This is a genomic window from Hyphomicrobium sp. D-2 (assembly GCF_029872155.1).
Taxonomy (GTDB): Bacteria; Pseudomonadota; Alphaproteobacteria; order Rhizobiales; family Hyphomicrobiaceae; genus Hyphomicrobium_A.
Window position 1 is genome coordinate 1 of sequence record NZ_JARXLA010000002.1, and the last position, 23563, is coordinate 23563.

The following is a 23563-nucleotide window of genomic DNA, read 5'->3' on the forward strand; positions in this document are numbered from 1 at the left end:
TAGCAGTTCACCACGGCGGCGAGATGCGCATGCTGGGTGCGCTGGAAGGCACTGCGCCAAGCCGCGGCGAAGGCGGCGAAGTTGATGTCGCATTCGATCTTGTCGGGCCGGATCTCGACGCTGCCATTGCGGCCGTGGGCGAGATGCCGCTGCCGCCATACATTGCCGGCAAGCGCGGCGTCGAAAGCACCGACCGCGCCGACTATCAGACGATCTACGCTGCGCGCGACGGCGTTGTGGCCGCGCCGACGGCGGGGCTGCACTTCACACCGAGCGCCTGCGCGTTGCGGAACGCGGCGTTTCCGGGCGCTACTTCGTGACGCTGCATGTTGGCGCGGGCACCTTTCGCCGGTGGTGAAGGTGAAAACACCGCCGAGCATAAGATGCATTCAGAATGGGGTGAGGTGAGCGCGCAAAACGGTGCAGGCGCTCAACACTGTGCGCGCGAATGGTGGCCGCATCGTCGCTGTAGGCACGACATCGTTGCGCCTGCTGAATCGGCCGCACGAAGGCGAGCTGCAACCTTTCAGCGATCACACCGATATCTTCATCACGCCGATATCGTTTCGCGTTGGTCGACGTGCTGATGACGAACTTCCATCTGCCGCGGCCGACGCTGTTCATGCTGGTTTCAGCGTTTGCTGGCCGCGAGCGCATGCAGGCGGCGCAAGCGCACGCGATCGCCAATGACTACCGGTTTTATTCCTACGGCGACGCCCTCTCGCTGCTGATGCGTGCGAACCATGATTGATCGCACCGCAGCTATGACGCCTTCGAAACCGAAAGAACATTCCACCGATGCAACAGCAGGCGCGTACCCTCGGCTATCGGCTTTGAAGCAGGACGGTGCGGCGCGGCTGGCGAGGTCAGACGCCGCGTGGCATCGTGCGCACGCCCGCGTTCATGCCGGTGGGGCACGGGTGGCAACGGTGAAGGCGCTGACCTTCGATCAAGTGGAAGCAGGCGGCAGCCGACACGGTGCTGGCCAACACCTATCACCCGATGGCTGCGCCGCCTTGAGCCGAGCGCGCGTCACCAAAGCGTCTCGGCGGGCTGCACAACTTCATGCGCTGGAGCCAGCCAGGGGTTAACCTGACCGATAGCGGCGGCTTCGTCATGTCGTCGAAGATCCGCAAGATCAACGAAGAGGGCGTGCTTGCAATGCATATCGATGGATCGCGCCATCTGCTGACACCGAACGGGCGGTGGAAATCCAGTGTCTGCTCGGCTCCGACATCCAGATGCAGCTCGACGAATGGCTACCGTTGCTCGCCGAGCGCAAAGAAACCGAACGGGCGATGGAGTTGTCGTTGCGCTGGCCGCGAGGGCGCAGCGCGCGTTCTCCGACCCAGCTGGCCGGGGCAGGCGCTGTTCGGCATCGCAGGGCGGTGTCGATGCGGAGCTGCGCCATGTTCGGCGCAGCGCACTGGTTGCGATGGATCAAATGGCCATGCTGTCGGCGGCCTGCAGTGGGGGAGGGTGCAGGAACTGATGTTGCGTGGACGCTGGATGGCGTGCTGCCGCATCTGCCATCGCACAAGCCGCGCTATCTGATGTGCGCCGGCACGCCGTCCGATCTCATCGCGTTTGTCGCCTCGCGTCGACATGTTCGACTGCGTGATGCTGACGCGCAATGGTCGCCATGGTTCTGCTCACCTGGAACGGCAAGGTAAACCTGCGTAACGCCAGGCACGCGGACGACCCTGCGCCGCTGGACGAGCAAAGCTCATGTCCCGGCGCGCGCGATTATTCCCGCGCTCATCTGCATCACCTCGTGCGCTCGGGTGAATATCTGGGCGCGATGCTGCTGTCGTGGGTCAACACCACATTCTATCAGGAGCTGATGGCGGCGATGCGCCTCGCCATCGCCGAAGGACGCTTCAATGCTCAAGGAAGAAACGCTCGACCGTATCGAACGCACGAACCGAACCGCTGGTCAGATTGATCGGTTTCCGCAACCGCTTTGCGCACACTGCGCTCGCGGTTGAGCAGATAGATGCCGGACGCGATGATGACGGACGCGCCAATGAGCGTCCACACATCGGGTACGTCGCCGAATACGGTGAACCGGAACAGCACCATCGTCAGCATCTGGATGTAGATGAACGGCGCAACGCTGGACGCGGGTGCCAGCCGGTATGCGTGGATGAACAGATAGTGTCCAACGCCGCCGAAAATGCCGAGTACGCTCAGCAGCAGTCATGCCGTTGCATCCGGCGGCCACACCCAGTTCCAGAGCGCGAACGGCGCCAGTCCAAACGCGCCCAGCAGCACCGAATAAAACAGCATCACCAGCGGCGCATCATGGGCGGCGAGAAAGCGCGTCAGCAGCATGAAGAACGCGTAGGCCAGCATGGAGCCGAACGCGAATATAACCGCGTAGTGAAATTCGCCGACGCCGGGATGCACGACGATCAGCACGCCAACGAAGCCGACTGCGATGGCGATGAAGCGGCGCAGGCCAACCCATTCGCCTAGCAGCGGCCCCGCGAGAAGCGCAACCAGCAACGGCGCTAAGAAGACGACGGAGATCGACTGATCGAGCTGTATAAGTAAAGGAGAAAGTTGAACGCGGTGGTCGATACCATCAGCAGTGAGCGCAGCAGTTCAAGCTTCAGCTTGCGCGTGCCCAACAGCGCCGAAATCGGCAGCACCGATAGCATCGACAACATGATGACGAACTGGCCGAGGAAGCGCGACCACGCGATCTGCACCACAGGCAGGCCGGAGGCGGTCGCCAGATATTTGGCCGAGGTATCGAGCGCAGAAAACAGCGCAACGGCAACACACATCAGCCCGATGGCCTTGAGGCGGTCCGCAGCTGGGATCAACACCTCGCGGCGCGGCTGCGCTGCGGGCAGCACGCGCTCTGCCGGTATCGCGGCGCCGGTCTTCTGGCATTGCGAGTTTCGTCCATAGCGCGCGTACATATCCCATCGGCGCAAAATGGCCGGTGCGCCAAAACGCGCATCGGTCAGGGACAGTGGGCATCGCTGCAAAATGCGCGATCCATCATCGCTTTAAGCCTCAGTCGCCCTGAGTTGGCGGCGCAGGCTGCGGCGTTTTCGGCAGCACCAATTGACGTGATACCACACGATCGCGCGAAGGGGATGCCCCATGAGCAAAGCAGCGCTTCATCCGCATCTTCCGCGCCGGGAGGACTTTCCATCACGGGAATTCTAACCCCCGGAGGCGATGGCGCGTCCGGGGTCATGACATGCCCGGCAGCCGCTCTCATCCTGCCTTTGTGAATTTTTTTGCCTGTCGGGACGCGGCACCCCAAGGCGCGAGCCTCGCCATGTCACATCGTCCGTTTTCTGGAAGGGCGGCAGGCCATCAATCGTCCATCGCGCGTGGCGCCGGAACGCCGTCGCCTCGCGCCGCCCTGTCGTCAAAGCCCAGCCGCGCGCGCTTTTCCAAACTTGGGTTCTGTTCGCGCACTGAAGCCACCGTTCTGATCGAGGCCGGTCGGGTATCGGTCAACGGCCGCACCGCCCGCGTCGCTACGCTGCGCGTCGATCCAGACCGCGACCGGATCACGGTCGACGGCGGCGCCATCGCGGCTGAAGCAAAAATCTATCTGATGCTGAACAAGCCGCGCGGCTTCGTTACCACGCGCGGCGCGACCCGCACGAGCGGAGACAGTCGGCGATCTGTTCTGCCTCCGGACCTGCCGTTCCTGTCTTCCTCGCGTCGGTCGTCTCGACAAGGCGAGCGAAGCGGGCTGCTTCTGCTGACAAACGACAGTCGGCTGGGCCGCATTACCCGCCTGATCTCGGCGTCCTGGCGTTCCGAAAACCTATCACGTAAAAATCGACCGGGTCGCCGATGACGATTTCATCGGCGCGCTCTACGCAGCCTCGTCGAGGACGGCGGCGAGCGGCTCAGCGCGGCTGCGGTGCGGCTGTTGCGATCAGGCAACCGTTCAAGCTGGGTCGAGGTCGTGCGGACGGAGGGGCGCAACCGGCAGGTGCGCAGGACGGTCGCGGCGCAGGGTGCCGACGTTCTTCGTCTCGTGCGCGTGGGGATTGGGAAAATCACCCTCGGCGATCTCGGCAAAGGGCCGTGACGCGCCCGCCTTCACAGACGCGGAGAAAAACCGGGATTTAGTCTGAAATCCTTGGTGAGGCCCGGATGGGGATCGATCCATCGACGACCCTGATTAAAAGTCAGGTGCTCTACCCCTGAGCTACGGGCCCCTCAAGGTGAGCCGTGCTTTAGGCGGAGGAGGTGGAACGGTCAAGGCGAACCCACACCCCGGGCGACCTTCTGCAATTCTTACGGCAAAAGCCAGCCAAGCGTGTCTCTGCAACAAATTCAGAGGGGTGATTGCCCATGCGGCTCGGCCTGTGCCCTGCGGTATCGATCGGAGCAATCCGCCCACTTCCGCCCGCCACCGTTTCATCATCGGTAGCCTGAGCGGTTCATCGATGAAACCCGGAGGCTTCGTCGCTCGTCAGCGGCGTTTGCACCGGATGCGCTTTGAAGTGATCGATGGCCGCCGCCATGTCGCGCATCAGCAGCGCGCACAGATCAAGGCTGACGCCGTTGCGCACGAGAGCAGCTGCACTGTCTGGCTCTGACAGTTGGCCGGCAGCGTGTAGGCAGGCACCAGCCAGCCGTTGACGCGCAGCCGGTCGGCCAGATCAAACAGCGTGAAGCCGGGATCGACGCCGTCCTTGATTTTCCACGACACGGCGGGGATGCCGCGTGCCATGTCGCCGTCGAAAATGATTTCAAACGGCCCTAGCTTGGCGATGGCATCGGCCAGGAATTTTGCGCTCGCGTAGCAGGCGGAGTGGATGCTGCGATAGCCGTCGCGACCGAGCCGCAGGAAGTTGTAATACTGGCAGACCACCTGACCGCCGGGGCGCGAGAAGTTGAGCGCGATGTCGCGCATTTCACCGCCGAGGTAGTTCACCCAGAACACCATGTCGTCCGGCAGATCCTTGACCTCGCGCCATAGCACCCAGCCGACGCCCAGCGGCGCCAGACCGAATTTGTGGCCTGAAGCGTTGATCGAACGCACGCGCGGCAGTCGGAAATCCCACATCAGATCCGGCGCGCAGAATGGCGCCAGAAAGCCACCGCTGGCGCCATCGACATGGATGGGAATGTCGAGGCCGGTCCGCTTCTGCAGTTCGTCAAGCGCATCGCTGACAGCCTGCACCGGCTCATACGCGCCGGTGAATGTGACGCCGAGCGTCGGCACCACGCCGATGGTGTTTTCATCGCAGCGGCGCAGCACCTCTTCCGGTGTCATCAGCAGACGGCCGTTGTCCATGGGGATTTCCCGCCGCTCGATATCCCAGTAGCGGGCGAACTTGTGCCAGCAGACCTGCACCGGGCCGGTCACGATGTTCGGCTTGTCGATGGGCCTATCGGCAGCGCGCTGGCGTGCCTCCCACCGGCGTTTCATCGCCAGCCCGCCCAGCATTGCCGCTTCACTGGAACCGGTGGTGGCGCAACCGACCGCCTGCGTGCTTTCGGGCGCGTGCCACAGGTCGCCGATCATGCGCACGCAGCGCGCCTCAATATCCGCCGTCTGCGGGTACTCGTCCTTGTCGACAAGGTTCTTGGCGATGCAGTCATTCATTAGGCGATGAACCTGCGGCTCTTCCCACGTCTGGCAAAACGTCGCCAGGTTCTGGCGTGCATTGCCATCGAGCATCAGCTCATCGCGCAGCGCGGCATAAACACGGTCCGGATCTTCGATGCCACTCGGAAAGGTTGCCGTCGGCAGGCGCTTGCGCATTTCCGGCGCGCCGTAGATCGCATCGAATGCGTCATCCAGCGTTTCCGAGACCACTTTGGCCGCAAAACGATCCTGAGCCATAACTGCACGCTCCCCGATAGCCGCGAACTGAAAGCCAGCGCCGATAAAGCCATTTATCGGTGGCGATAGGGTTCATCCGTGGTGTGGGTTCGCGCTTGTGGTTGATGTTGTTTTGTGCGCCGTTCCAGAATGACATTTTGACAGCGGTAAAATGGCGGCGGCTGCGCCTTGAACTGCAGCCTCCGATTACAGCGGTGCAAATTGCGTTGCCGGCGTTGCCAATTCCGACGTGCGTGCGGTGCCAGCGCATCACCGACCTGAAAAAGTGCGCGCGTTACGCCCTCAAATGGCTCTTCTTCCGCGCCAACGTGTTGACTCATAAAAGCACGTTTGCACTTCGTGCTGGTGGACGTCTGCTCGCAGCAATGCGCGGGCATTTCATTGTCACAAAAACATGATCGCGCAGGTCTTCGGTGTATTCACTTCTGTTCGAAAAACTGAAGGAAGTCGTCGGCGCCGTCGCGCCGCTTGTCGCGGTTGTCTGCATATTGCTGCTGGTGTTGATAAGCGCGCCGCTCGCAATCGTGGCGCAGTTCCTGGCCGGGTCGGCGCTGGTGATCATCGGCATGGTTCTGCTGTTCGCCGGGCTCGACATCGGCGTGCTGCCCATGGGCCGTTTCATCGGCGCGGAACTGCCCAAACTCGGTTCGATCGCGCTGGTTATCGCAGTCGGATTTGCGATGGGTTTTGCAACAACCGTGGCCGAGCCGGACGTTCTCGTGCTGGCCTCGCAGGTGGACGCAACCTCCAACGGCAGCATACGCGAGCACGTGGTGCTTTATGTCATTGCGCTGGGCGTTGCGATTTTCGTCGGGCTGGCGATGGCGCGCATCATCTTCGGCTTCTCGGTGCGCCTTATGCTCAGCATTGCTTACGGCACTGTCATCGCGCTGTCATTTTTTACCCCGGTAGAATTCGTGGCGCTTTCCTATGACGCTGGCAGCGTAACAACCGGCGTTTTGACCGCGCCCGTTATCATCGCGCTCGCGATTGGCCTCAGCTCGGTGCTTGCCGGCCGCTCGGCCATTGCCGACGGTTTCGGCCTGTTGGGCTTTGCATCGATAGGCCCGATCATTGCCGTCATGATCATGGGGATCATTCTGGCATGATAGAATTGGATCTGGTTGCGGAGTTGCGCAGCACGCTGGTCAGTGTCGTTCTGGCGGTGGCCCCGCTGGCGGTGCTGTTTGCAGCGTTCCAGCTTTTTGTGCTGAAGCTGCCGTTTCGGGATTTCGTCGACATCATCATCGGCACCGCGCTTTCAGCGGCGGGCCTGTTCTTTTTTCTCGCCGGCGTCAGCATCGGATTTTTGCCGGTGGGCCGCGCGATAGGCGAGGCGCTGGGCACCGACGGTCAAACGTGGGTTCTGGTCGCGGCCGGATTGTTTCTTGGCTATGTCACCACATGGGGCGAACCGGCGGTGCGCATTCTCGCCGATCAGGTCGAGGATGCTTCCAGCGGTTCGATCCGGCGCATTGTGGTACTGCAGGCCATCTGCATCGGCGTCGCGCTCATCGTTGCTCTGGGCATGGTGCGGATCGCCTATCAGATCCCAATCCTTTACCTGCTGATCCCGAGCTATCTGCTGATACTTGTCATCATGTGGTTGAGTGAGCGCGATTTCGTTGTGATCGCAGTTGATGCCGGTGGCGTTGCGACCGGTCCGCTGGCAAACACGTTTCTGCTCGCGCTGGCGCTGGGTGTCTCGGCCGCGATGGGTGATACCAATCCGATTGTGAATGGCTTGGGGCTCGTGGCGTTGATTGCTGTTGCGCCGGTCATCTCACTGATGACACTCGGTTTGATCTTACGCCGTAAACTGGCACGAAAGGGTTGAACGCATGCCTACGTCGCTGATCGTGAGTATCGTTCGCAAGGGCTGGGGCGATACGGTGCTGACCGCTTCCAAGAAAGCTGGCGCCCATGGCGGCACGGTGATGTTGGGTCGTGGTGTCGGCATTCACGAGAACCAGTCCATCCTCGGTATCGCCATTGAGCCGGAGAAGGAAATCGTTTTGACGCTCGTCTATACCGATGCGGCGGACGCAATCCTTGATGCCATTGTTGCCGCCGCAAAGCTCGATGAGCCGGGCAATGGATTGGCCTTTGTGGTGCCGGTTAGCCGCCTGGAAGGTGTGCCCCACGTGTTGGGCTCAGGGGGCGACGGAAGCGCGTGACGCCGTCAAAACGTTGCTTGAGCTTGGTTGAAGCCAGCCACGTTGCAGGCAGCGGCACCGCTGCCATTTCTCCAGTAGCGGCCAGCTAAATTTCTCTGCAGATTTTTCGTGTCGGTTCAGCGCCTTCGGTAGAATGCCTGTTGCGCTCATCCACAGCGACCGGATTTCGGCACGAGTTATCCAACAATTCCCACATGAATCGACTCTGGCCGGCGGCGATGGCGCTGCAGGCTGAACAAGCCTGTGTTAGACAGATCACCAGTGTTTTGCGTGCAGTCCAAATCAATCATCGGCGCCTCACGGCGCGTGACGTTGTCAGGTCCATGCCGCAGAACTCTCTCTTTGCCCGTTTTCGCAATCGGCTAGCTGCCGAGCACCGCTGTGTGCCGCCCGATCAGCTTAGCCATTGGGCGCCGGTTTCATCGTCCTACGCGCGGGGCGGTGATGCGTATGTCTGCCCCGAATGCGGGCAATGTCACGTGCGCGCATATCGTCAATTCAATGTGACTGCCGAAGCCTGTGCGTCTGTGCCGTTGATCGGTGCGGCAAAGCCAGGTCTCGCGCTCGCCTGATTGCCGCTTAGCGCTGCAACATAAGCATAGGCCGACATTCAGTGTCACGCATCGTCTGTCGGCGGATTGATTGGCCATGCGCGGACAATAGATCATGTGAAGGCGGCAGTGCCTGTGCATGAACGTTCAAGTTTGTGCATAAGGGCAGGGCGCTGCATGGAACGCGCTGCGTATTCGCGCCTATGCTGTTGACGTTAGTTTTGTAGCTTGAGGGTTTGTATATGTCTGTATTTAGGCGTTTGTCGCGTGGTGTTGTTGCGTGTGTTCTGCCGGTTAGTTTTGCAACGGCGGTAGCAGCAGGTCCGTTTAATTCGTATCAGTCCTATTCACCGAGAGACGCATGGAGCGGTCTTTATCTCGGTGTCCATGAAGCCGGCGCCTGGGGCGACAGCGATTGGACATTTGCCAACGGCAGCAGAGCCTCACCTGATTACAGTCTCGGCGCACTGTTCGGTGGTCAGATCGGCTATCAGCAACAGTGGAATGATTTCGTTCTGGGCGCTGAGGTTTCCTACTCAGGCGCGCTCAACGTCGATCAGGCCGACTTTTGTCAGGGCGGCGCGCGCGTCTGCGGCAATGAGCTGAACGGTCTGCTGCTGGCCAATGCACGGCTTGGCTACGCGTTCGGACGCGCGCTGGTTTACGGAACGGCCGGTTACGCGCGTGCGAACGTAAAAGCTGATATCGACGCTGGCGGCGGCCCGCTTGATCTGCGCGGCAAGGAAAAGATAACCGGCTGGAACTACGGCGGCGGGTTTGAATATCTCATCACGCCAAGCATCAGCTTCGGGCTTGAATACATCCGCGTCGATCTGCACGACAAACAGTTCGCGCTGGCGGATGCCGCTGGAGTGGTGGGCGAAGTCGTCGATGTCGAGAACACTTTCAACGTCGTGCGCGGCAGGATTTCGGTTAAACTCGGTGGTGGTGACAGTGGCTATGCGACACCGCTAAAATAGCCCTTCGCTATAATGCGCATGGATGCGGAACGTCAGGTCATGGGAAATCGCGTGCAGTTTCACATTAAAAACATGACCTGCGGCGGTTGTGCCAAGGCGGTCGAGAAGGTCGTCGCCGTGCTGGATCCGGCGGCGAAAATTGCCGCGAATGTCGTTGATCGGAGCATCCAGGTTGAAACCACGGCCAGCTCCGACGCCGTCTTGCAACAACTGCTGAATGCCGGCTGGGAAGCGCGCGCGGTGGAGTGATAGGGCTCGGCTTCGTCTGTCAGGCACATGACCGTGTGCCCGTTCGAAGCCGGGCAAAACTAGCGCTGCCGCAGCAACTCAAGGTGCTTGAACGTCTTCTCCGGGGTCGTAACCTTGCAGGCGCGATCGTCGTCCGGATCGGTGCACAGCACCTCAAGGCCGTCGGGATAGCTGCCGACATTACGGCATTTGGCGTAGAAGCGCTGATTGCCGTCGGCGTCCGGCTCAAGCAGCTCCAGATGGTCGACGCCACAGCTCGTATCCAGATACAACAGGCGCAGGATCATGTAGTCTTTGATCTCTGCGCGCGCGGACGAATTTGCTGCTGATGCACCCAATGCAAGCGCAACCATGGCGCTGCACATGGCCAGCTTAACCGCGATCCCCATCATGAGCCGCTGCTGGCGTCGAACAGATTGCCGTTGGTGTCACGCACCACGGCCTTGACGGGGAAGCGTCCGTGGCGCGCAAAGCTAATGCGGAAGCTTGGGTTTTCTGACACCGACATGCCACTTTCGATCTGCGCAAACGGGCGATCACCGACGGTCAGGTCCACGCGTTCAACGAAGTGCGCGGGCAGATACGTGTTGGTTTTGATGTCGATCTGCATGCCGGAGAAATTCGGATGCCGGATCTGAGTTTGCAGATCGCGCCACGCTTCACCGCGGGTCGCATCGTCGTAGACGTGCAGCCGCGTCTTGCCCAGCGATGCCATCGCCTCGTCCATGTCCTTCAGCGTCGTAGACGTGCAGCCGCCCGCGCCGGTGACGTACTGGCTGGCGGCATGAAGTGTCCCGTCGTCGGTTTCCAGCACAGCGCGGACAGCGCTCATGTCGTTCAGCCGCACGCGCGCTTCGATGGTGCGATCACCAATATCGCCGCCCTCGCGATAAGCGGTGTCGAAGTTTATCGCCGCCGCCAGCGGAGCAGGATTTTCGTCGATGATCAGCGACAGACGCTTCGCGCGATTGGCGATCTGGCCGGAGATGTAGACCGTGATCGGAACCACGGCGGCATCTTCCGCCCGCTTCGGTGCAACGACCCGCACCATGCCGCTGTCCTCGCTGATCGCTCGATCGGCGAACAGCTCCTTGCGGATCGAGCTCCACGCACTGTCGTCAGCTAGGGCCGCCGAGAAGCTGGCAAGGAACGCGGCGGCAACGCAGATGATGAAGCGCGTGGCGGACATGGTGGGTTCCTTGCGTCGTTATTCTGGTTGCGAGTCAATGTACGTGCGAATGGCCCAGATGGCTTCCTGATTCAGCAGGCCATCGAATGGCGGCATCTTCTGGCGGCCGCCAACGGTAGCCCCACCAAGCACGCGGGCGATGAACCAGGCGTCTTCGCTTTCGCCTTCGCCCAGCTCGCGCAGATCCGGTGCCATGCCGCCGGATTTCACTTCCAGACCATGGCAGCGCGCACAGTTGGAATTGTAGCCGCGCGAGCCGATCTCGATGGCGGTCGCGCGCAGCGCTTCATCGTTGCGGTAAGGATTGGTTGCCTGCCACTGGTCGCCGAGCGGCGGCAAGCCGGAGGTGTCAACCGGCTGCGGCGCGCCATCGCCATGACCATAGACGGCTGCGATGGGAAGAACGGGCAGCAGCATGAGTGCGGCCAGGAATGCGCGGAACGTCATAGTGAAGGGCCTCGTTGGTTGGCATTTGTGGTGGACGGCGGTTCAAGCCAGATGCGCCACGTCTCGCTGCCGCTCACGTCAAGAAAGTACGTGCCGGGTTGCTCGATGAGATACGTGGCCTGGCCGCCGCCGCCGATGTGCAGGTTCTGGATGATGCTGCCGTCGTCGGCTTTGAGATAAAGAACGAAGATCGGGCCGTCGCTTTCGTAGCGAAGCTGCGTTGGCTGATCGATGTGAAAGCGTTCGGTCGTGGTGCTGAGACGCCCTTCGAATTTCGGCGCGGTGAGCTTGCGCACGGTGCGGTCGAAGCAGGCAAGGCGTTCGGCGTCGTCCGGGATTGCGGCGCATGCGCGGATGTCATCATGCGTCTGCGCCTTGGCCGGTACGGCGGCTGCAAAAGCTGAGAGCGCTACGACAACGTATACGCGCGCAACCGTAGCCCAACCGCCGGAGCACATGAGCCGAACTGCGCGCCGCATTGCCATCATTGCGGGCCCGGTTCCCACCGCGCCGGATCCTGACTCCACTGCGCCACGCCGGTCTGCCAGTCGTGCGGGCAGCCCTTGCAGCCTTCCATGAACGCATCCTGGAAGATCGCGAAGCGGATGCGCACGCCATCGAACACGGCGTTAGAGAGATCCGCGCCGTAGAACTTGGTTTCCTGCAGATCGGTGTTGATGAAGCGCGCGTTCTTGAAGCGGGCTTCCTTCACCCAGGCATTTTCCAGGCTGGCAGCGGTGAGATCTGTGTTCGACAGGTCCGCCTTCGGCAACCGTGCTGATTTGAAGTTTGCGCCGCGCAACGAGGCGCCGTTCAGATTTGTACGCGCCATAAATGCGATCAGCATGTCGGCGCCATCAAGGTTGGTGCCGCTCAGATCGGCACCGTTGAGATTGGCGTGACGCAGATCCGCACGCGCCATGTTTGCGCCTTTCAGGTCGGCGCCTTCAAGATTTGCATGCCTGAGATCGGCATGACGGAGATCAGCGTTGTGACAAACCGTCTTCGGCGCGATGACGCAGCCGTTGATGATCCACGGATCGGGTCTGTCTTCCGTGTTTTCAATTGCAGGATAGCTCTGTGCGAGCGCTCCGCTCATCGTCGCCGCAGCGCCGGTGATGACAGCGACAACCGCAAAAACGGCACGACGGCCGCAACGGTGAAAAGCCATTGATGGCACCTTGGGTTCAGTCAGGAGACTAGCGACGCTCACGTCTAGGGTGCGGCTTGGGCAGCCGGTTCATCACCGACTGCCCTCGCCGTAGGGAGCGAACCCATGCGGGAGCCAGAACCCGCATGGAGCGTGCCGTTACTCTGCAGCGGCCGTGGTCTGGGGAACTTCAAACACCCAGAACGAACCACCCTGGCTCACCTGCTTGGTCTGGTCGGCCATGTCGCCGCCCCAGAGCGGAACTGCACCGCCGTAACCGGACGTGATGCCGATGTACTGCTTGCCGTCCATTTCCCAGGTGACAGGCTGCGAAACAACGCCCGAGCCGGTCTGGAACTTCCACAGTTCCTTGCCGTTCTTGGCGTCGAACGCCTTCACGTAGCCGTCGCTGGTGCCCGTGAGCACGAAGCCACCCTTGGTGGTGAGCACGCCGGCCCACAGAGGCATAGCTTCCTTGTGTTCCCAGACGACCTTGCCGTTGGTGGGATCCATCGCGCGCAGCACGCCGACGTGGGTGTCAAACTGGCGCTTGATGCGGAAGCCCTGACCGAGATAGGCGGCACCCTTCTTGTAGGTGACGTTCTCGGTCCAGTAGTCTTCCATCCAGTCGTTGGTCGGGATGTAGAACAGCTTGGTGTCCTGGCTGTAGGCCATTGGCATCCAGTTCGTGCCACCGAGGAAGTTCGGCGTCACCTGGATGGTCTTGCCCTTGGCTTCGCCCTCAGCCGGGGCCGGCGGACGCTGGCCTTCAACTTCGTGCGGACGACCCGTTGCCAGATCCCAGCCGGTGGCCCACGAAATGTCGGGAACCATCGGATAGATGCCCAGAGCAGAACCAGCCTGCTTGGAGATCTTGCCGTCGCGTGCGGTCAGCTTGTCGAGGTCGGTGATGAACAGGAAGCCGTTGCGGTCAGCGTGGGCGCCAGCGCGAACAGTCTTGCCGTCCTTCTCCATTTCGAACAGCGTGATCGGGTTGTTGCCCGAGTAATCCCACGCATCGTTCGGCGTGTGCTGGAAGAAGCCAACCGGCTCACCCGTCGACGGCTCGATGTAAACCTGACCGGACGTGTAAAGGCTGTCGTAAGGCTTCCAGTCGCCGTTCGGACCGGAGCGGTAATGGTGGTTCCACGGAGCAGGGTTGCCGGTGCCGATGACGATGGTGTTGGTCTTCTCGTCATAGGTGGCAGACTGCCAGGGAGCGCCGCCGCCCTGATTCCAGGCTTCAACCTTCTTGCCGTCCTTCGCGTTCGGCCACGAAGGTGCGCTTGCGTCGCCCGTCGTCGTGGAGTCCTTGCCGTTCAGGCGGCCCATGTGGCCTTCGACCAGCGGACGCATCCAGATTTCTTCGCCCGTGTCCGGATCGCGTGCATACAGGCGGCCGACAACGCCGAATTCGTCACCCGAAGAACCGTGGATCAGCAGCACTTTGCCGGTCTTCTGGTCCTTGATGATGTTCGGAGCGCCGGTCATCGTGTAGCCAGCGGTGTGGTCTTCGAACTTCTTGAACCAAACCTGCTTGCCGGTCTTGATGTCGAGCGCAACGATGCCTGCGTCCAGCGTGCCCATGTAGAGCTTGTCGCCGTACAGCGCGCCGCCACGGTTCACAACGTCACAGCACGGACGAATGTCGTCGGGCAGGCGGTGCGTGTAGCTCCACAGGCGCTTGCCGGTCTTGGCATCGAGAGCGAAGGCGCGCGAATAGGAAGCGGTCACATAGATCACGCCGTCGCGAACCAGCGCCTGGGTTTCCTGGCCGCGCTGCTTCTCGTCGCCGAACGAGAACGACCACGCCGGCTTCATGTTGGCGATGTTGTTGACGTTGATCTTGTCGAGGGTGCTGTAGCGGTGATTGCGAACGCCCATGCCCCAGCTCACGACGTCGTCAGTGGTCTTTTCGTCGTTGAGGATGTCTTCCCAGGTTACGGGGCGCTGCTCAGCGGCTTCAGAAGCGGCCGGAAAGCTACATGCGAAAGCTGCAATGGCCAGGGTCGAGGCGGCGGCAAAAAGCGTCGCGTTGACGCCCCGGACGGGGAGCCGACGTTGCATGGGCGTTTCTCCAATATCGTTATGTTTGAAGGTGCAGCGTTTGGCCGCGCCTCGCTCCAACTTGGAGAAAAATGGATTTGCGTCCATTCGCCTTTTGGCCAAATGGGATCGTAAAAACGGCACTCATTCGACTAATGGCCAATGCAAAGCGCGGGACAATCACCTTGGCATCGGGAGGAAGTCCCGCATCGCTTCGCGTACAAATGGCAAATGGAGTCGAGCGCGGCGGAGCAGCGGCCTCGTCCACACCCGATGGAGCAGAATCGCCGCTGGCTTGGCGCGCTATGCGCCGCAGAATGTCATGTTGGCGGGTAAAAGGTCAGTGCTTAAGAAACGCCAGTATATCGGCGTTTATGACATCCGCATGGGTTGTCGGCATGCCATGCGGAAATCCCGGATATATTTTCAGCGTCGCGTTCTTCAGCAGCTTTGCCGACAGCACGCCGGCGTCCTGGTACGGAACGACCTGATCGTCGTCGCCATGCAGCACCAGCACCGGAACGTCGATTGCTTTCAGGTCGTCGGTGAAATCGGTTTCTGAGAACGCAGCGATGCAGTCGTAGTGCGCCTTCGCGCCGCCCATCATGCCCTGGCGCCACCAGTTCTGGATGACGCCTTCCTGCGGTTCGGCGCCGGAACGGTTGTAGCCATAGAACGGACCGGCGGCGACATCGCGATAGAATTGCGCGCGGTTTGCGGCCAGCGCGCTGCGATAGCCGTCAAACACTTCCATCGGCAGGCCGTCCGGATTCTTGGCCGACTTGAGCATCACCGGCGGCACTGCGCTGATTAGCACGGCTTTTGCAACGCGCCCCGGTTTGGCCCGCGCAACGTAGCGCGCAACTTCGCCGCCGCCGGTCGAATGGCCGATGTGGATTGCATCTTTCAGGTCGAGCGCATCCGTCAGCGCGGCGACATCGGTGGCATAGGTGTCCATGTCGTTGCCATTGGCGGTCTGTGTTGAGCGCCCGTGTCCGCGCCGGTCGAGCGCAATAACGCGATAGCCGTTGGCGAGGAAAAACAGCATCTGCGTATCCCAGTCGTCGGCGCTCAATGGCCAGCCATGGTGGAACACGATCGGCTGTACGGTTTTCGGTCCCCAATCCTTGTAGAAAATCTCAACGCCATCCTTGGTGGTGATCGTGTCCATGGCTCGCTCTCCGCAAAAGGCCGTCTCAGCGTATCAAGGTATGCGTGCGGAGCATTTATCGACGACGAACAGAATAGGCGCAGCTTTATCTTTCGCTGTCAGACACGCAAACAAAAAAACCCGGTGCGCACGATGGCGTCACCGGGGGAATAATCTGCTCAATGAATAGGCTTCGGACACGGCGGCGCCGGCATCATTGTCTTGCCGCAGACATCATCCTGCGGCAGCGGGTTGCGCCATCATACCGGAGCAGGATTGCGCTCCAGGAACGTGCCGCGCTGGTGCCAGTACGGATAGGTGAGGGGGATCTCGCTCGCCTTGTCCAGTTTGGCGACCTGCTCCGGCGTCAGGTTCCAGCCCACGGCATCAAGGTTTTGGCGCAGTTGTTCTTCGTTGCGCGCGCCGATGATGACGCTGGAAACGGTGGGGCGCTGCAACAGCCAGTTCAACGCAATCTGCGGCACGGTCTTGCCGGTCTCGTTCGCGACGTCCTCAAGCGCATCGACGACACGGAACAGATACTCATCGCTCACCTGCGGGCCGGCATCGGCCGAACCATGCAATCTGCTTTCCTTGGGAATGCCGGTGCCGCGACGGATCTTGCCAGTCAGGCGGCCCCAGCCGAGCGGGCTCCACACCACCGCGCCGACGCCTTCCTCAAGTCCGAGCGGCATCAGCTCCCACTCGTATTCGCGGCCGATCAGCGAATAATAGGTCTGGTTAGCGACGTGGCGCGGATAGCCATACCGGTCGGCCACCGACAGCGATTTCATCAGGTGCCAGCCGGAGAAATTCGAAACGCCCGTGTAGCGGATCTTGCCTGCGCGCACGAGCGTATCCAGCGTCGACAACACTTCTTCCTGCGGCGTCAGCGCGTCATAGGCGTGAAGCTGGAACAGATCGATGTGATCGGTCTGCAGGCGCTTCAATTGCGCTTCCACGGTGGCGATCAGATGCTGACGTGACGAGCCGACGTTGTTGGGCTCGTCGTTGAAGCGAAACGTCGCCTTGGTGGAGATGATGGCCTTGTCGCGCTTGCCCTTCAGCGCTTCGCCCAGAATGCGCTCAGACTCGCCCTGCGAATAGATGTCAGCGGTGTCGAACATATTGACGCCGGCATCGAGACAGATGTCGATCAGCCGTCGGGCTTCCGCAACGTCGGTGTCGCCCCAGGCGGAGAACAGCTTGCCCACGCCTCCGAATGTTCCGGTGCCGAAGCTAAGCGCGGGCACGGTGAGGCCGGAGCGGCCGAGACGGCGATATTCCATGGCTGGTTCCTCTGATGGGCGGGGGAAGCGAGGTTAATGCCTAGATAGGGAGCGGCTTTGGGTCTGCAAGCTGGTCCGCATCCGGCGCATCCGGACGAGAAAGTGGTGCGCCTAATTCATGCCAGCGAACGGACCGGCGTCCACCTGCCTACGATAGCAGGGCGCTGGACAGCGGCTTATCTGATTACTTTCTATGCAATCCGCATTGGCGCCCCAATTCACGCCAACAGTTTCCTGAGCGCCGGATGCTACTTAGGTAACGTTTTGAAATGCCGGAAAGTTCGCTGTTTCCGGGCTAACCATCCGCGATTAGGGCTCATCGCTCATTGCGCTTCGAATTGTCGCTGCTTTCGGTTAGAACCTCACCATCGTAACGCGCTTTATCTCAGGGGCTGAATTTTCCCCTGGCAGGAATGATTGGAGACCGCCCGTGACGGCGACGAAAGAACTGCACCGAGCCGGCCAAAGCATCTGGATCGACGACATCACCCGCTCGATGCTCGACAGCGGGCGTTTGGCGAAGATGATCGCAGAATTTTCCGTCACCGGGCTCACCTCCAACCCGACCATCTTTGAAAAGGCGATCGGCAGCGGATCAGATTATGACGCCGCCGCGGAAGCGCTGGTGCGCAAGGGCCTGTCCGACGAGGAGCTGTTCTTCGAGCTGGCGCTTGATGACCTGCGCCGCGCTGCCGACCTGTTCCGGCCGATCTATGATCGCACCAGTGGCGTTGACGGCTGGGTCTCGCTCGAAGTTTCGCCGCTGCTTGCCTACGACGCCGATGCAACCATCTCTGAAGCCAAGCGCCTTTATGCCAAGGCCGATCGCCCCAATCTTTTCATCAAGATTCCCGGCACGCATGAAGGCTTGCCCGCTATCGAAGCCGCCACCTTTGCGGGTGTGCCGGTGAACGTGACGCTGCTGTTCACAACCGGCGATTATCTCGCGGCCGCTGAAGCCTACGTGCGCGGTCTGGAGCGGCGCGTTGCAGCTGGCCTCGATGCGAATGTGCGTTCCGTCGCTTCTGTTTTCATTTCCCGTTGGGATCGCGCCATCGTTGAGGATGTGCCCGACGCGATCAAGAACCGGCTCGGCATTGCCATCGGCCAGAGCGCCTACCGCGCTTACCGCGAACTGATCGCATCCGACCGCTGGCAGCGGCTGGAAAATGCCGGCGCGCGGCCGCAGCGGCTGCTGTTCGCCAGCACCTCCAGCAAGGACAAGCGCGCTACTGACACGCTGTATATCGACAAGCTTGCGGCACCCAACACCGTCAACACCATGCCGGAGGATACGCTGCGCGCATTCGCCGATCATGGCACGGCGAGCGATCTGCTTGCTGCCAACGGTGGTGACTGCGACGCGATCTTTGCCGCGCACGCGGAAGCGGGCGTCGATGTCGAGGCGCTGGGCCGCAAGCTGCAGGCAGATGGCGCCAAGGCGTTTGTCGCCTCGTGGCGCGATCTGCTTGCTTCGATTGCCTCGAAGACGAAGGCGCTTGCGTAGCGTATGGCGGTCGGTTGCGCACCCGCAAAGGTGCATGCAACCCATCGCGATTTAATACCATCAACAAATGGGCCGGAACCGTTTCTCCCTCTGGCCCATTTTCCGGATCACAGTAGCGCACCCGCACGGGGCCTCGTTGATTGAAGGTCCGTGCGGTTCTGTGTGCGCAGTTCGCCTAAATTTGCTCTCCAACTATTGGCTTGCGAAAGAACCGATCCGATGACCGAGGCCATTGCCGTTGCACCGCTGACCACCGCACCCACGTGGCGGGCGCTTTCCGATCACTACGCCGCCGTCAAGGATGCGACGCTGCGCGATCTGTTCGCCACCGATCCCGAGCGCGCGGCCCGTTTCACCGTTGAGGGCGCGGGGCTGGTTCTCGATTATTCGAAGAACCGCATCACCGCTGAAACCATGGCGCTGCTGTTCCAGCTGGCCGAGGAACGCCAACTCTCATCATGTCGTGATGCGATGTTTCGTGGCGACAGGATCAACACCACTGAAAACCGCGCCGTGCTGCATTCAGCGTTGCGCGCGCCTATTGATGCAGTTATTGAGGTCGACGGGCGCAACGTCGTGCCGGACGTACACGCGGTGCTGGATCGCATGGCGGTGTTTTCCGATCGTGTGCGTTCCGGAAATCTGATCGGTCACACCGGGCTGCCGATCCGCAATGTCGTCAATATTGGCATTGGCGGCTCGCATCTGGGGCCGGAGATGGCCTATCTGGCGCTGCGCCCCTACAGCGCGCGCGATATGCGGTTTCGTTTCGTCGCCAATGTCGATGGCGCGGCGTTCACGGAAGCAACGCACGATTTGGACCCGGCCGAGACGCTGTTCGTTGTGTCGTCCAAAACCTTCACGACGCAGGAAACGATGAGCAACGCGCATCTCGCGCGGCAATGGCTGATCGAACGGCTGGGCGATGAGCGCGCGGTGGCGAAGCACTTCGTCGCCGTTTCAACGAACGCGCAGAAGGTGGCGGAGTTCGGCATCGACACCACTAATATGTTCGCGTTCTGGGACTGGGTTGGCGGTCGTTATTCGCTGCCCTCCGCCATCGGACTTTCTACCATGCTCGCTGTCGGCCCGGAAAACTTCCGCGCCATGCTGGCGGGGTTCGCGGACATGGATGTGCACTTCCGCACCGCGCCGCTGGAGCAGAATCTGCCTGTTATCATGGGGCTGCTGAGCGTCTGGTATGCGGACTTCTTCGGCGCCGCGACGCAGGCCGTTCTGCCGTATGCGCAGAACCTTGCACGCTTCCCGGCTTATCTGCAGCAATTGCAGATGGAGAGCTGCGGCAAGAGCGTCGATCTTGAGCGGCGCCGGGTTGATTTCGCGACCAGCGCCATTCTGTGGGGTGAGCCCGGCACCGACGGTCAGCACTCGTTCTATCAGTTGCTGCATCAGGGCACGCATCTTGTGCCGGCGGATTTCATCGGTTTTCTGCAGCCGCTCAGCCCGCTCGCCGCGCCGCACGATCTGCTGATGGCCAACCTGTTCGCGCAGGCGGAAGGGCTGGCGTTCGGTCGCTCGCTTGCCGAGGTCGAAGCCAGCGGCGTCAGCGCGGCCGATGCGCCGTTCCGTGTTATGGACGGTAATCGTCCCAGCAACATGCTGCTTGCGGATCGGCTGGACCCGCGTACGCTGGGCGCGCTGATTGCGCTCTACGAACACCGCGTGTTTGTGCAGGGGGCAATCTGGGGCATCGGGCCGTTCGACCAGTGGGGCGTGGAACTCGGCAAGGTACTGGTGGGCAAGATCGCGTCGGAAATCACCGCTACGTCCGCGCCGGATTTGCAGCACGACGCTTCAACCAACGCCCTGATCCAGCGGTATCGCAACGCCCGCCACCAATCCTGATGGTTGTGTTGGTGCCGCGCATGCGTCGATCGAACGTGCGGAGCGTCATGGCGCTATCGCTGCGGCGTCGTCAAAGCGATTCAATAAACCGCACCAGCGCATCGCGATCTTCGCGCGCCAAGGCGGCATAGCCATCACGGGCACGCTGTGCTTCGCCACCATGCCAGAGAATGGCTTCTTCGATTGAGCGCGCGCGGCCATCGTGCAGCAACAGCGTGTGCCCGCTCACCGTTCGCGTCAGCCCGATGCCCCACAGCGGCGCGGTGCGCCATTCGCGGCCATCGGCAACGCCCTCCGGCCGGTTGTCCGCGAGCCCTTCACCCATATCGTGCAACAGCAGATCGGTATATGGCCAGATACGCTGCTGACTGAGATGCGGCTGCCTGTCGACATCCCCGGTCACGAACGACGGCACATGGCAGCTCTGGCAACCGAGCGCATGGAACACCGACTTGCCGCGTTTGACTTGCGCATCGTTCATGTTCCGGCGCAGCGGCACGGCAACGTTCTGCGCATAGAACACAACATGGTCGAACAGCGCGGCGCCAACCTCGACGCCGCCATCGCGCTTCCGCGCACCGTGCGGCGCGTTTTGGCAGATAGGTTGTTGCGCCGTGCAATCGCCGGCATTGCGCGGATCAAGCTGCGTGGAAAGCCCCATGTCGCCAGCAAACGCACTTGCAGTCTGATCGGCGACGCTTGCCTTGCCCGCCTTCCAGCCGAAACGACCGATCGCAACGTCATTCCGTTGCGCCGACCACACCTCGTTGACGCGTCCCGATATGCCGTCGCCATCGCTGTCGTTCGGATCGGCGTGCGCCAGGATTTGCGCATCGGGGATGGCTTCCAGCAGCCCGACGCCGATCATCTGCGGCGCAACGCGTGGTGACAGCATCGTATCAGCGTGCAGCGGGCCAGCTTTAAGCGCCTCAACGCGATACGTCGGACGGCGCAGGCTCACCTGCGTGCCGTCTTTCAAGGTCACCGGCACTTCGTCATAGGTGATGTGCATGTGGCCTTCGTTGTCGAGCCCGCGCACCGCCATGTTCTGCAGTTGCTCGCCATAGGTCGGTTCGTCGATGGTGTTGACGCGCCGTTCCGCCAGCAACCGCCGCTGCTCATCGTTCTGCGGCGGGATCGACAACCGCAGCACCATCGATTCCGCCGTCGCATCCGGGCGGTTAGCGGACGGTGGGTGGCCGCGACCGTCTTTCAGATGGCAGTTCTGACACGAGCGGGAATTGAACAGCGGGCCTAGCCCGTCAGAGCTTTTCGTCGACGATGGCGCCGATACCCAAAGCTTGCGGAAAACGCCGTTGCCTACCTTGAATTTCGCTTCCCCCTCAAGGCCGATGCCGTGCGAGGGGTGCGAAAATGCGTTGGGCGTGTCGTAGCTTTCGCGTGTCGTTGCGTTGCCGCCCGGCAGTGCCTCAGCCGCATCATCGTCCGGCAAGGCAGCAACAGCGTGCAAAGCGTTTGCACCGTGCAGTTGCGTCGCTGGAACCGAGGCAGCGGCCATTGCAATGGCCATCAGCCCCGGAACCAGTATCGCCAGCCCGCACAGCGGTGGTTGCCTCACCTCACGCTGCCGGGATTGTCGAGGCTTTCGGAGCCTTCGAACTGAATGGCCTTGAGCTGCAGTACGCCGACGTCGCGCTCCAGAGCCTTGGCCTGCGCAATCAGCGCCTGAATGGCCTTCTCGACCAGCTCGTTGCCCTCCGCATTACCTTCGCCGATCATCTGGTCATAGGCTTCTCCGCTCTCCGCCCGATCGACGATGGCCTGCATGCGCTCCATCGTCGTGTCGAGTGCGGCGCGCGTAGCGTTGTCAGCTTCGGTGGATTTCGCCCGTACGAGATCGGATGCACTGGGGCCGGAAACGACCGTTCCATCGGGGCGCTTGTAGCTGCCCAGATAAATGTTCCGGATGCCCAGAGCGTTGTTGTAATGGGCGTTGTGTGTGTTGTCGGAGAAGCAGTCCTGCTCTTCTTCCGGATCGTGGATCAGCAGGCCCAGCTTCATGCGCTCGCCTGCCAGTTCGCCGTATGAAAGGCTGCCGAGGCCGCGGAAAATGGCTGACAAGCCAACGTTGCCGCCGTCGAACATCACCGTCTTGCGCGCATCGCCATTCTCGCCCCACTGGCCGACCATCCACGTCAGATCGTCGATCAGCAGATCGGTGACGACGCTAAGATACTGCGCACGGCGATCGCAATTGCCGTTGGAGCAGTTTGCGGTGTCATAATCGGTCGCGGGGCGATTGCCGGCGCCGGCATCGTTGCCGTTCAGATCCTGGCCCCACAGCAGAAATTCAATGGCGTGATAGCCGGTCGCCACGTTGGATTCTACGCCGCCCGCTTCCTGCAGCTTGTCGCTCAGCAGCTCCTTGCTGATGACGCTGGCGTCAATCTCTTCGCCACCGATCTTGATCTTGGGATTGGCGATCACGTTGGCGAGGTAGAAATCGTTCGGCAGGCCCTGATCGGCATAGTCCTGCGAGACGTAGTCGATCAGCCCTTCGTCCAGCGGCCATGCATTCACGCGCGGCTCCCAGTCATCAACGATCTTGTTGCCGAACCGGAAGGCTTCCGTTTGCGTGTACGACTTGCGCGCCGTGATCCAGGCCGCGCGTGCGGCCTTCAGCGTGTCTTCCGATGGCTTGGCAATGAGCGCATCGACGGCGACTTTCAATGCCTGCGCGCCGGTGAGGGAATCTGAATATCCTGCTTCGGCGATGTCGGCGTACGTCTTGGAGACTGCCGCCACGCTGGGCGCCTCCTGTGCCACTGCGCACGCTCCGGTAGCAAAAGCGATGACGGCGGTGGCCATCAGGGTTCTAGCCAGCCTGTTGAACATTGCGCGAAGCCTTCCTTGGTGGTTGGAGTGATGTGCGGGTTACGGCAAGCGCCGCGGCACCGATAGCAATACTGGGCCGATCTGATCTCGGTCAAACGGGCGTGCCGGGAACTGTTGACCAAGCCGATCACAATGATTGCGGACAGCATAAGTCAAGAATATTTTGACCCGACGTCAGGCTAACAAAAAGATGAAATAAGGCGTAGGCGCGGATCGCGGCAATGTAGAATGCGCGCGTTCACGTGAAAGTGCTGCTATAGGCCTCGGTGG

At 61.4% G+C, this 23563-nt stretch carries 24 protein-coding genes, 1 tRNA gene and 1 pseudogene; 11 read left to right on the forward strand and 15 right to left on the reverse strand.

All coding sequences use genetic code 11. From position 1 onward, the window contains the following. Together QEZ49_RS01875 and QEZ49_RS01880 are read left to right on the forward strand one after the other, a co-directional pair. Positions 1–751 (forward strand): annotated as a pseudogene (locus tag QEZ49_RS01875) (S-adenosylmethionine:tRNA ribosyltransferase-isomerase); the annotation flags it as partial. Positions 752–1633: 882 nt separating this feature from the next. Continuing rightward, positions 1634–1945 (forward strand): tRNA-guanine transglycosylase, encoded by a 312-nt coding sequence (locus QEZ49_RS01880; RefSeq protein ID WP_280383694.1) that lies wholly within the window; start codon positions 1634–1636, stop codon positions 1943–1945. Here QEZ49_RS01880 and QEZ49_RS17235 read toward each other — a convergent pair. From QEZ49_RS17235 to QEZ49_RS01890, 3 genes are read right to left on the reverse strand one after another with little or no spacing between them, the layout of a single operon-like run. Continuing rightward, complete coding sequence (locus tag QEZ49_RS17235) at positions 1888–2199, reverse strand: DMT family transporter (RefSeq protein ID WP_348534795.1); 312 nt, start codon at positions 2197–2199, stop codon at positions 1888–1890. The two genes, QEZ49_RS01880 and QEZ49_RS17235, sit on opposite strands and share 58 nt — an antisense overlap. After that, positions 2200–2508: a hypothetical protein gene (locus QEZ49_RS01885; RefSeq protein ID WP_280383696.1), complete on the reverse strand. Its 309-nt coding sequence runs from the start codon at positions 2506–2508 to the stop codon at positions 2200–2202. It abuts the gene before it with no gap. A 5-nt stretch (positions 2509–2513) separates the two neighbouring features. Then, positions 2514–2930 carry a hypothetical protein gene (locus tag QEZ49_RS01890; RefSeq protein ID WP_280383698.1) on the reverse strand — a complete coding sequence of 139 codons (417 nt, stop codon included), beginning with the start codon at positions 2928–2930 and terminating at the stop codon, positions 2514–2516. Between the two features lie 287 nt (positions 2931–3217). Between QEZ49_RS01890 and QEZ49_RS01895 the strand changes: the two genes are divergently transcribed. Then, entirely contained in the window at positions 3218–3832 is a 615-nt protein-coding gene (locus QEZ49_RS01895; protein WP_280383700.1) for a S4 domain-containing protein, read from the forward strand. A 289-nt stretch (positions 3833–4121) separates the two neighbouring features. Here the strand turns inward: QEZ49_RS01895 and QEZ49_RS01900 are convergent. Together QEZ49_RS01900 and QEZ49_RS01905 are read right to left on the reverse strand one after the other, a co-directional pair. Further along, positions 4122–4199: transfer RNA gene (locus QEZ49_RS01900), tRNA-Lys, on the reverse strand. Between the two features lie 317 nt (positions 4200–4516). Beyond that, positions 4517–5836, reverse strand: coding sequence for a glutamate decarboxylase (locus tag QEZ49_RS01905; protein ID WP_280383702.1), 1320 nt, complete (start codon positions 5834–5836; stop codon positions 4517–4519). A 95-nt stretch (positions 5837–5931) separates the two neighbouring features. Here QEZ49_RS01905 and QEZ49_RS01910 point away from each other — a divergent pair, with 95 nt between their 5' ends. The 6 genes from QEZ49_RS01910 (at position 5932) to QEZ49_RS01935 (ending at position 9793) form a co-directional block, all read left to right on the forward strand. Next, the gene (locus QEZ49_RS01910; RefSeq protein WP_280383704.1) at positions 5932–6234 is read left to right on the forward strand and encodes a hypothetical protein; all 303 of its coding nucleotides are present in this window, start codon (positions 5932–5934) and stop codon (positions 6232–6234) included. 15 nt (positions 6235–6249) lie between these two features. Continuing rightward, positions 6250–6945 carry a DUF1538 domain-containing protein gene (locus tag QEZ49_RS01915; RefSeq protein WP_280383705.1) on the forward strand — a complete coding sequence of 232 codons (696 nt, stop codon included), beginning with the start codon at positions 6250–6252 and terminating at the stop codon, positions 6943–6945. Then, positions 6942–7673, forward strand: coding sequence for a DUF1538 domain-containing protein (locus tag QEZ49_RS01920; protein ID WP_280383707.1), 732 nt, complete (start codon positions 6942–6944; stop codon positions 7671–7673). The genes QEZ49_RS01915 and QEZ49_RS01920 overlap by 4 nt, the downstream gene beginning before the upstream one ends. A 4-nt stretch (positions 7674–7677) precedes the next feature. Beyond that, positions 7678–8013 carry a P-II family nitrogen regulator gene (locus QEZ49_RS01925; RefSeq protein WP_280383709.1) on the forward strand — a complete coding sequence of 112 codons (336 nt, stop codon included), beginning with the start codon at positions 7678–7680 and terminating at the stop codon, positions 8011–8013. A gap of 793 nt (positions 8014–8806) precedes the next feature. Beyond that, positions 8807–9544, forward strand: a complete 738-nt coding sequence (locus QEZ49_RS01930) for an outer membrane beta-barrel protein (RefSeq protein WP_280383711.1) — start codon at positions 8807–8809, stop codon at positions 9542–9544. 39 nt (positions 9545–9583) lie between these two features. Then, positions 9584–9793 (forward strand): heavy-metal-associated domain-containing protein, encoded by a 210-nt coding sequence (locus tag QEZ49_RS01935; protein WP_280383712.1) that lies wholly within the window; start codon positions 9584–9586, stop codon positions 9791–9793. Between the two features lie 59 nt (positions 9794–9852). Here QEZ49_RS01935 and QEZ49_RS01940 read toward each other — a convergent pair whose 3' ends face one another. The 8 genes from QEZ49_RS01940 to QEZ49_RS01975 all read right to left on the reverse strand — a co-directional run bounded on the left by QEZ49_RS01940 (position 9853) and on the right by QEZ49_RS01975 (position 17064). After that, positions 9853–10182: a hypothetical protein gene (locus QEZ49_RS01940; protein ID WP_280383714.1), complete on the reverse strand. Its 330-nt coding sequence runs from the start codon at positions 10180–10182 to the stop codon at positions 9853–9855. After that, positions 10182–10982 (reverse strand): quinoprotein dehydrogenase-associated SoxYZ-like carrier, encoded by an 801-nt coding sequence (locus QEZ49_RS01945; protein ID WP_280383715.1) that lies wholly within the window; start codon positions 10980–10982, stop codon positions 10182–10184. The genes QEZ49_RS01940 and QEZ49_RS01945 overlap by 1 nt, the downstream gene beginning before the upstream one ends. A gap of 18 nt (positions 10983–11000) precedes the next feature. Beyond that, positions 11001–11429, reverse strand: a complete 429-nt coding sequence (gene pedF / locus QEZ49_RS01950) for a cytochrome c-550 PedF (protein ID WP_280383717.1) — start codon at positions 11427–11429, stop codon at positions 11001–11003. Continuing rightward, positions 11426–11908 (reverse strand): hypothetical protein, encoded by a 483-nt coding sequence (locus QEZ49_RS01955; protein ID WP_280383719.1) that lies wholly within the window; start codon positions 11906–11908, stop codon positions 11426–11428. Before QEZ49_RS01955 ends, pedF begins: the two co-directional genes overlap by 4 nt. Before the next feature lie 5 nt (positions 11909–11913). Beyond that, the gene (locus QEZ49_RS01960; RefSeq protein WP_280383721.1) at positions 11914–12600 is read right to left on the reverse strand and encodes a pentapeptide repeat-containing protein; all 687 of its coding nucleotides are present in this window, start codon (positions 12598–12600) and stop codon (positions 11914–11916) included. A 138-nt stretch (positions 12601–12738) separates the two neighbouring features. After that, positions 12739–14646, reverse strand: coding sequence for a methanol/ethanol family PQQ-dependent dehydrogenase (locus tag QEZ49_RS01965; RefSeq protein WP_280383723.1), 1908 nt, complete (start codon positions 14644–14646; stop codon positions 12739–12741). Positions 14647–14965: 319 nt separating this feature from the next. Then, positions 14966–15796 (reverse strand): alpha/beta hydrolase, encoded by an 831-nt coding sequence (locus tag QEZ49_RS01970; protein WP_280383725.1) that lies wholly within the window; start codon positions 15794–15796, stop codon positions 14966–14968. A gap of 239 nt (positions 15797–16035) precedes the next feature. Continuing rightward, positions 16036–17064, reverse strand: a complete 1029-nt coding sequence (locus QEZ49_RS01975; RefSeq protein ID WP_280383726.1) for an aldo/keto reductase — start codon at positions 17062–17064, stop codon at positions 16036–16038. Positions 17065–17494: 430 nt separating this feature from the next. Between QEZ49_RS01975 and tal the strand changes: the two genes are divergently transcribed. Next, positions 17495–18571 carry a transaldolase gene (tal, locus tag QEZ49_RS01980; protein WP_280383728.1) on the forward strand — a complete coding sequence of 359 codons (1077 nt, stop codon included), beginning with the start codon at positions 17495–17497 and terminating at the stop codon, positions 18569–18571. Between the two features lie 219 nt (positions 18572–18790). Beyond that, positions 18791–20437, forward strand: coding sequence for a glucose-6-phosphate isomerase (gene pgi / locus QEZ49_RS01985; protein WP_280383730.1), 1647 nt, complete (start codon positions 18791–18793; stop codon positions 20435–20437). Positions 20438–20507: 70 nt separating this feature from the next. Here the strand turns inward: pgi and QEZ49_RS01990 are convergent, their stop codons facing one another. Continuing rightward, complete coding sequence (locus QEZ49_RS01990) at positions 20508–22016, reverse strand: di-heme oxidoredictase family protein (RefSeq protein WP_280383732.1); 1509 nt, start codon at positions 22014–22016, stop codon at positions 20508–20510. Then, a complete protein-coding gene (locus tag QEZ49_RS01995) occupies positions 22013–23224 on the reverse strand; it encodes an imelysin family protein (RefSeq protein WP_348534787.1) in 1212 nt (403 codons plus the stop codon). Before QEZ49_RS01995 ends, QEZ49_RS01990 begins: the two co-directional genes overlap by 4 nt. Positions 23225–23563 lie beyond the last annotated feature (339 nt).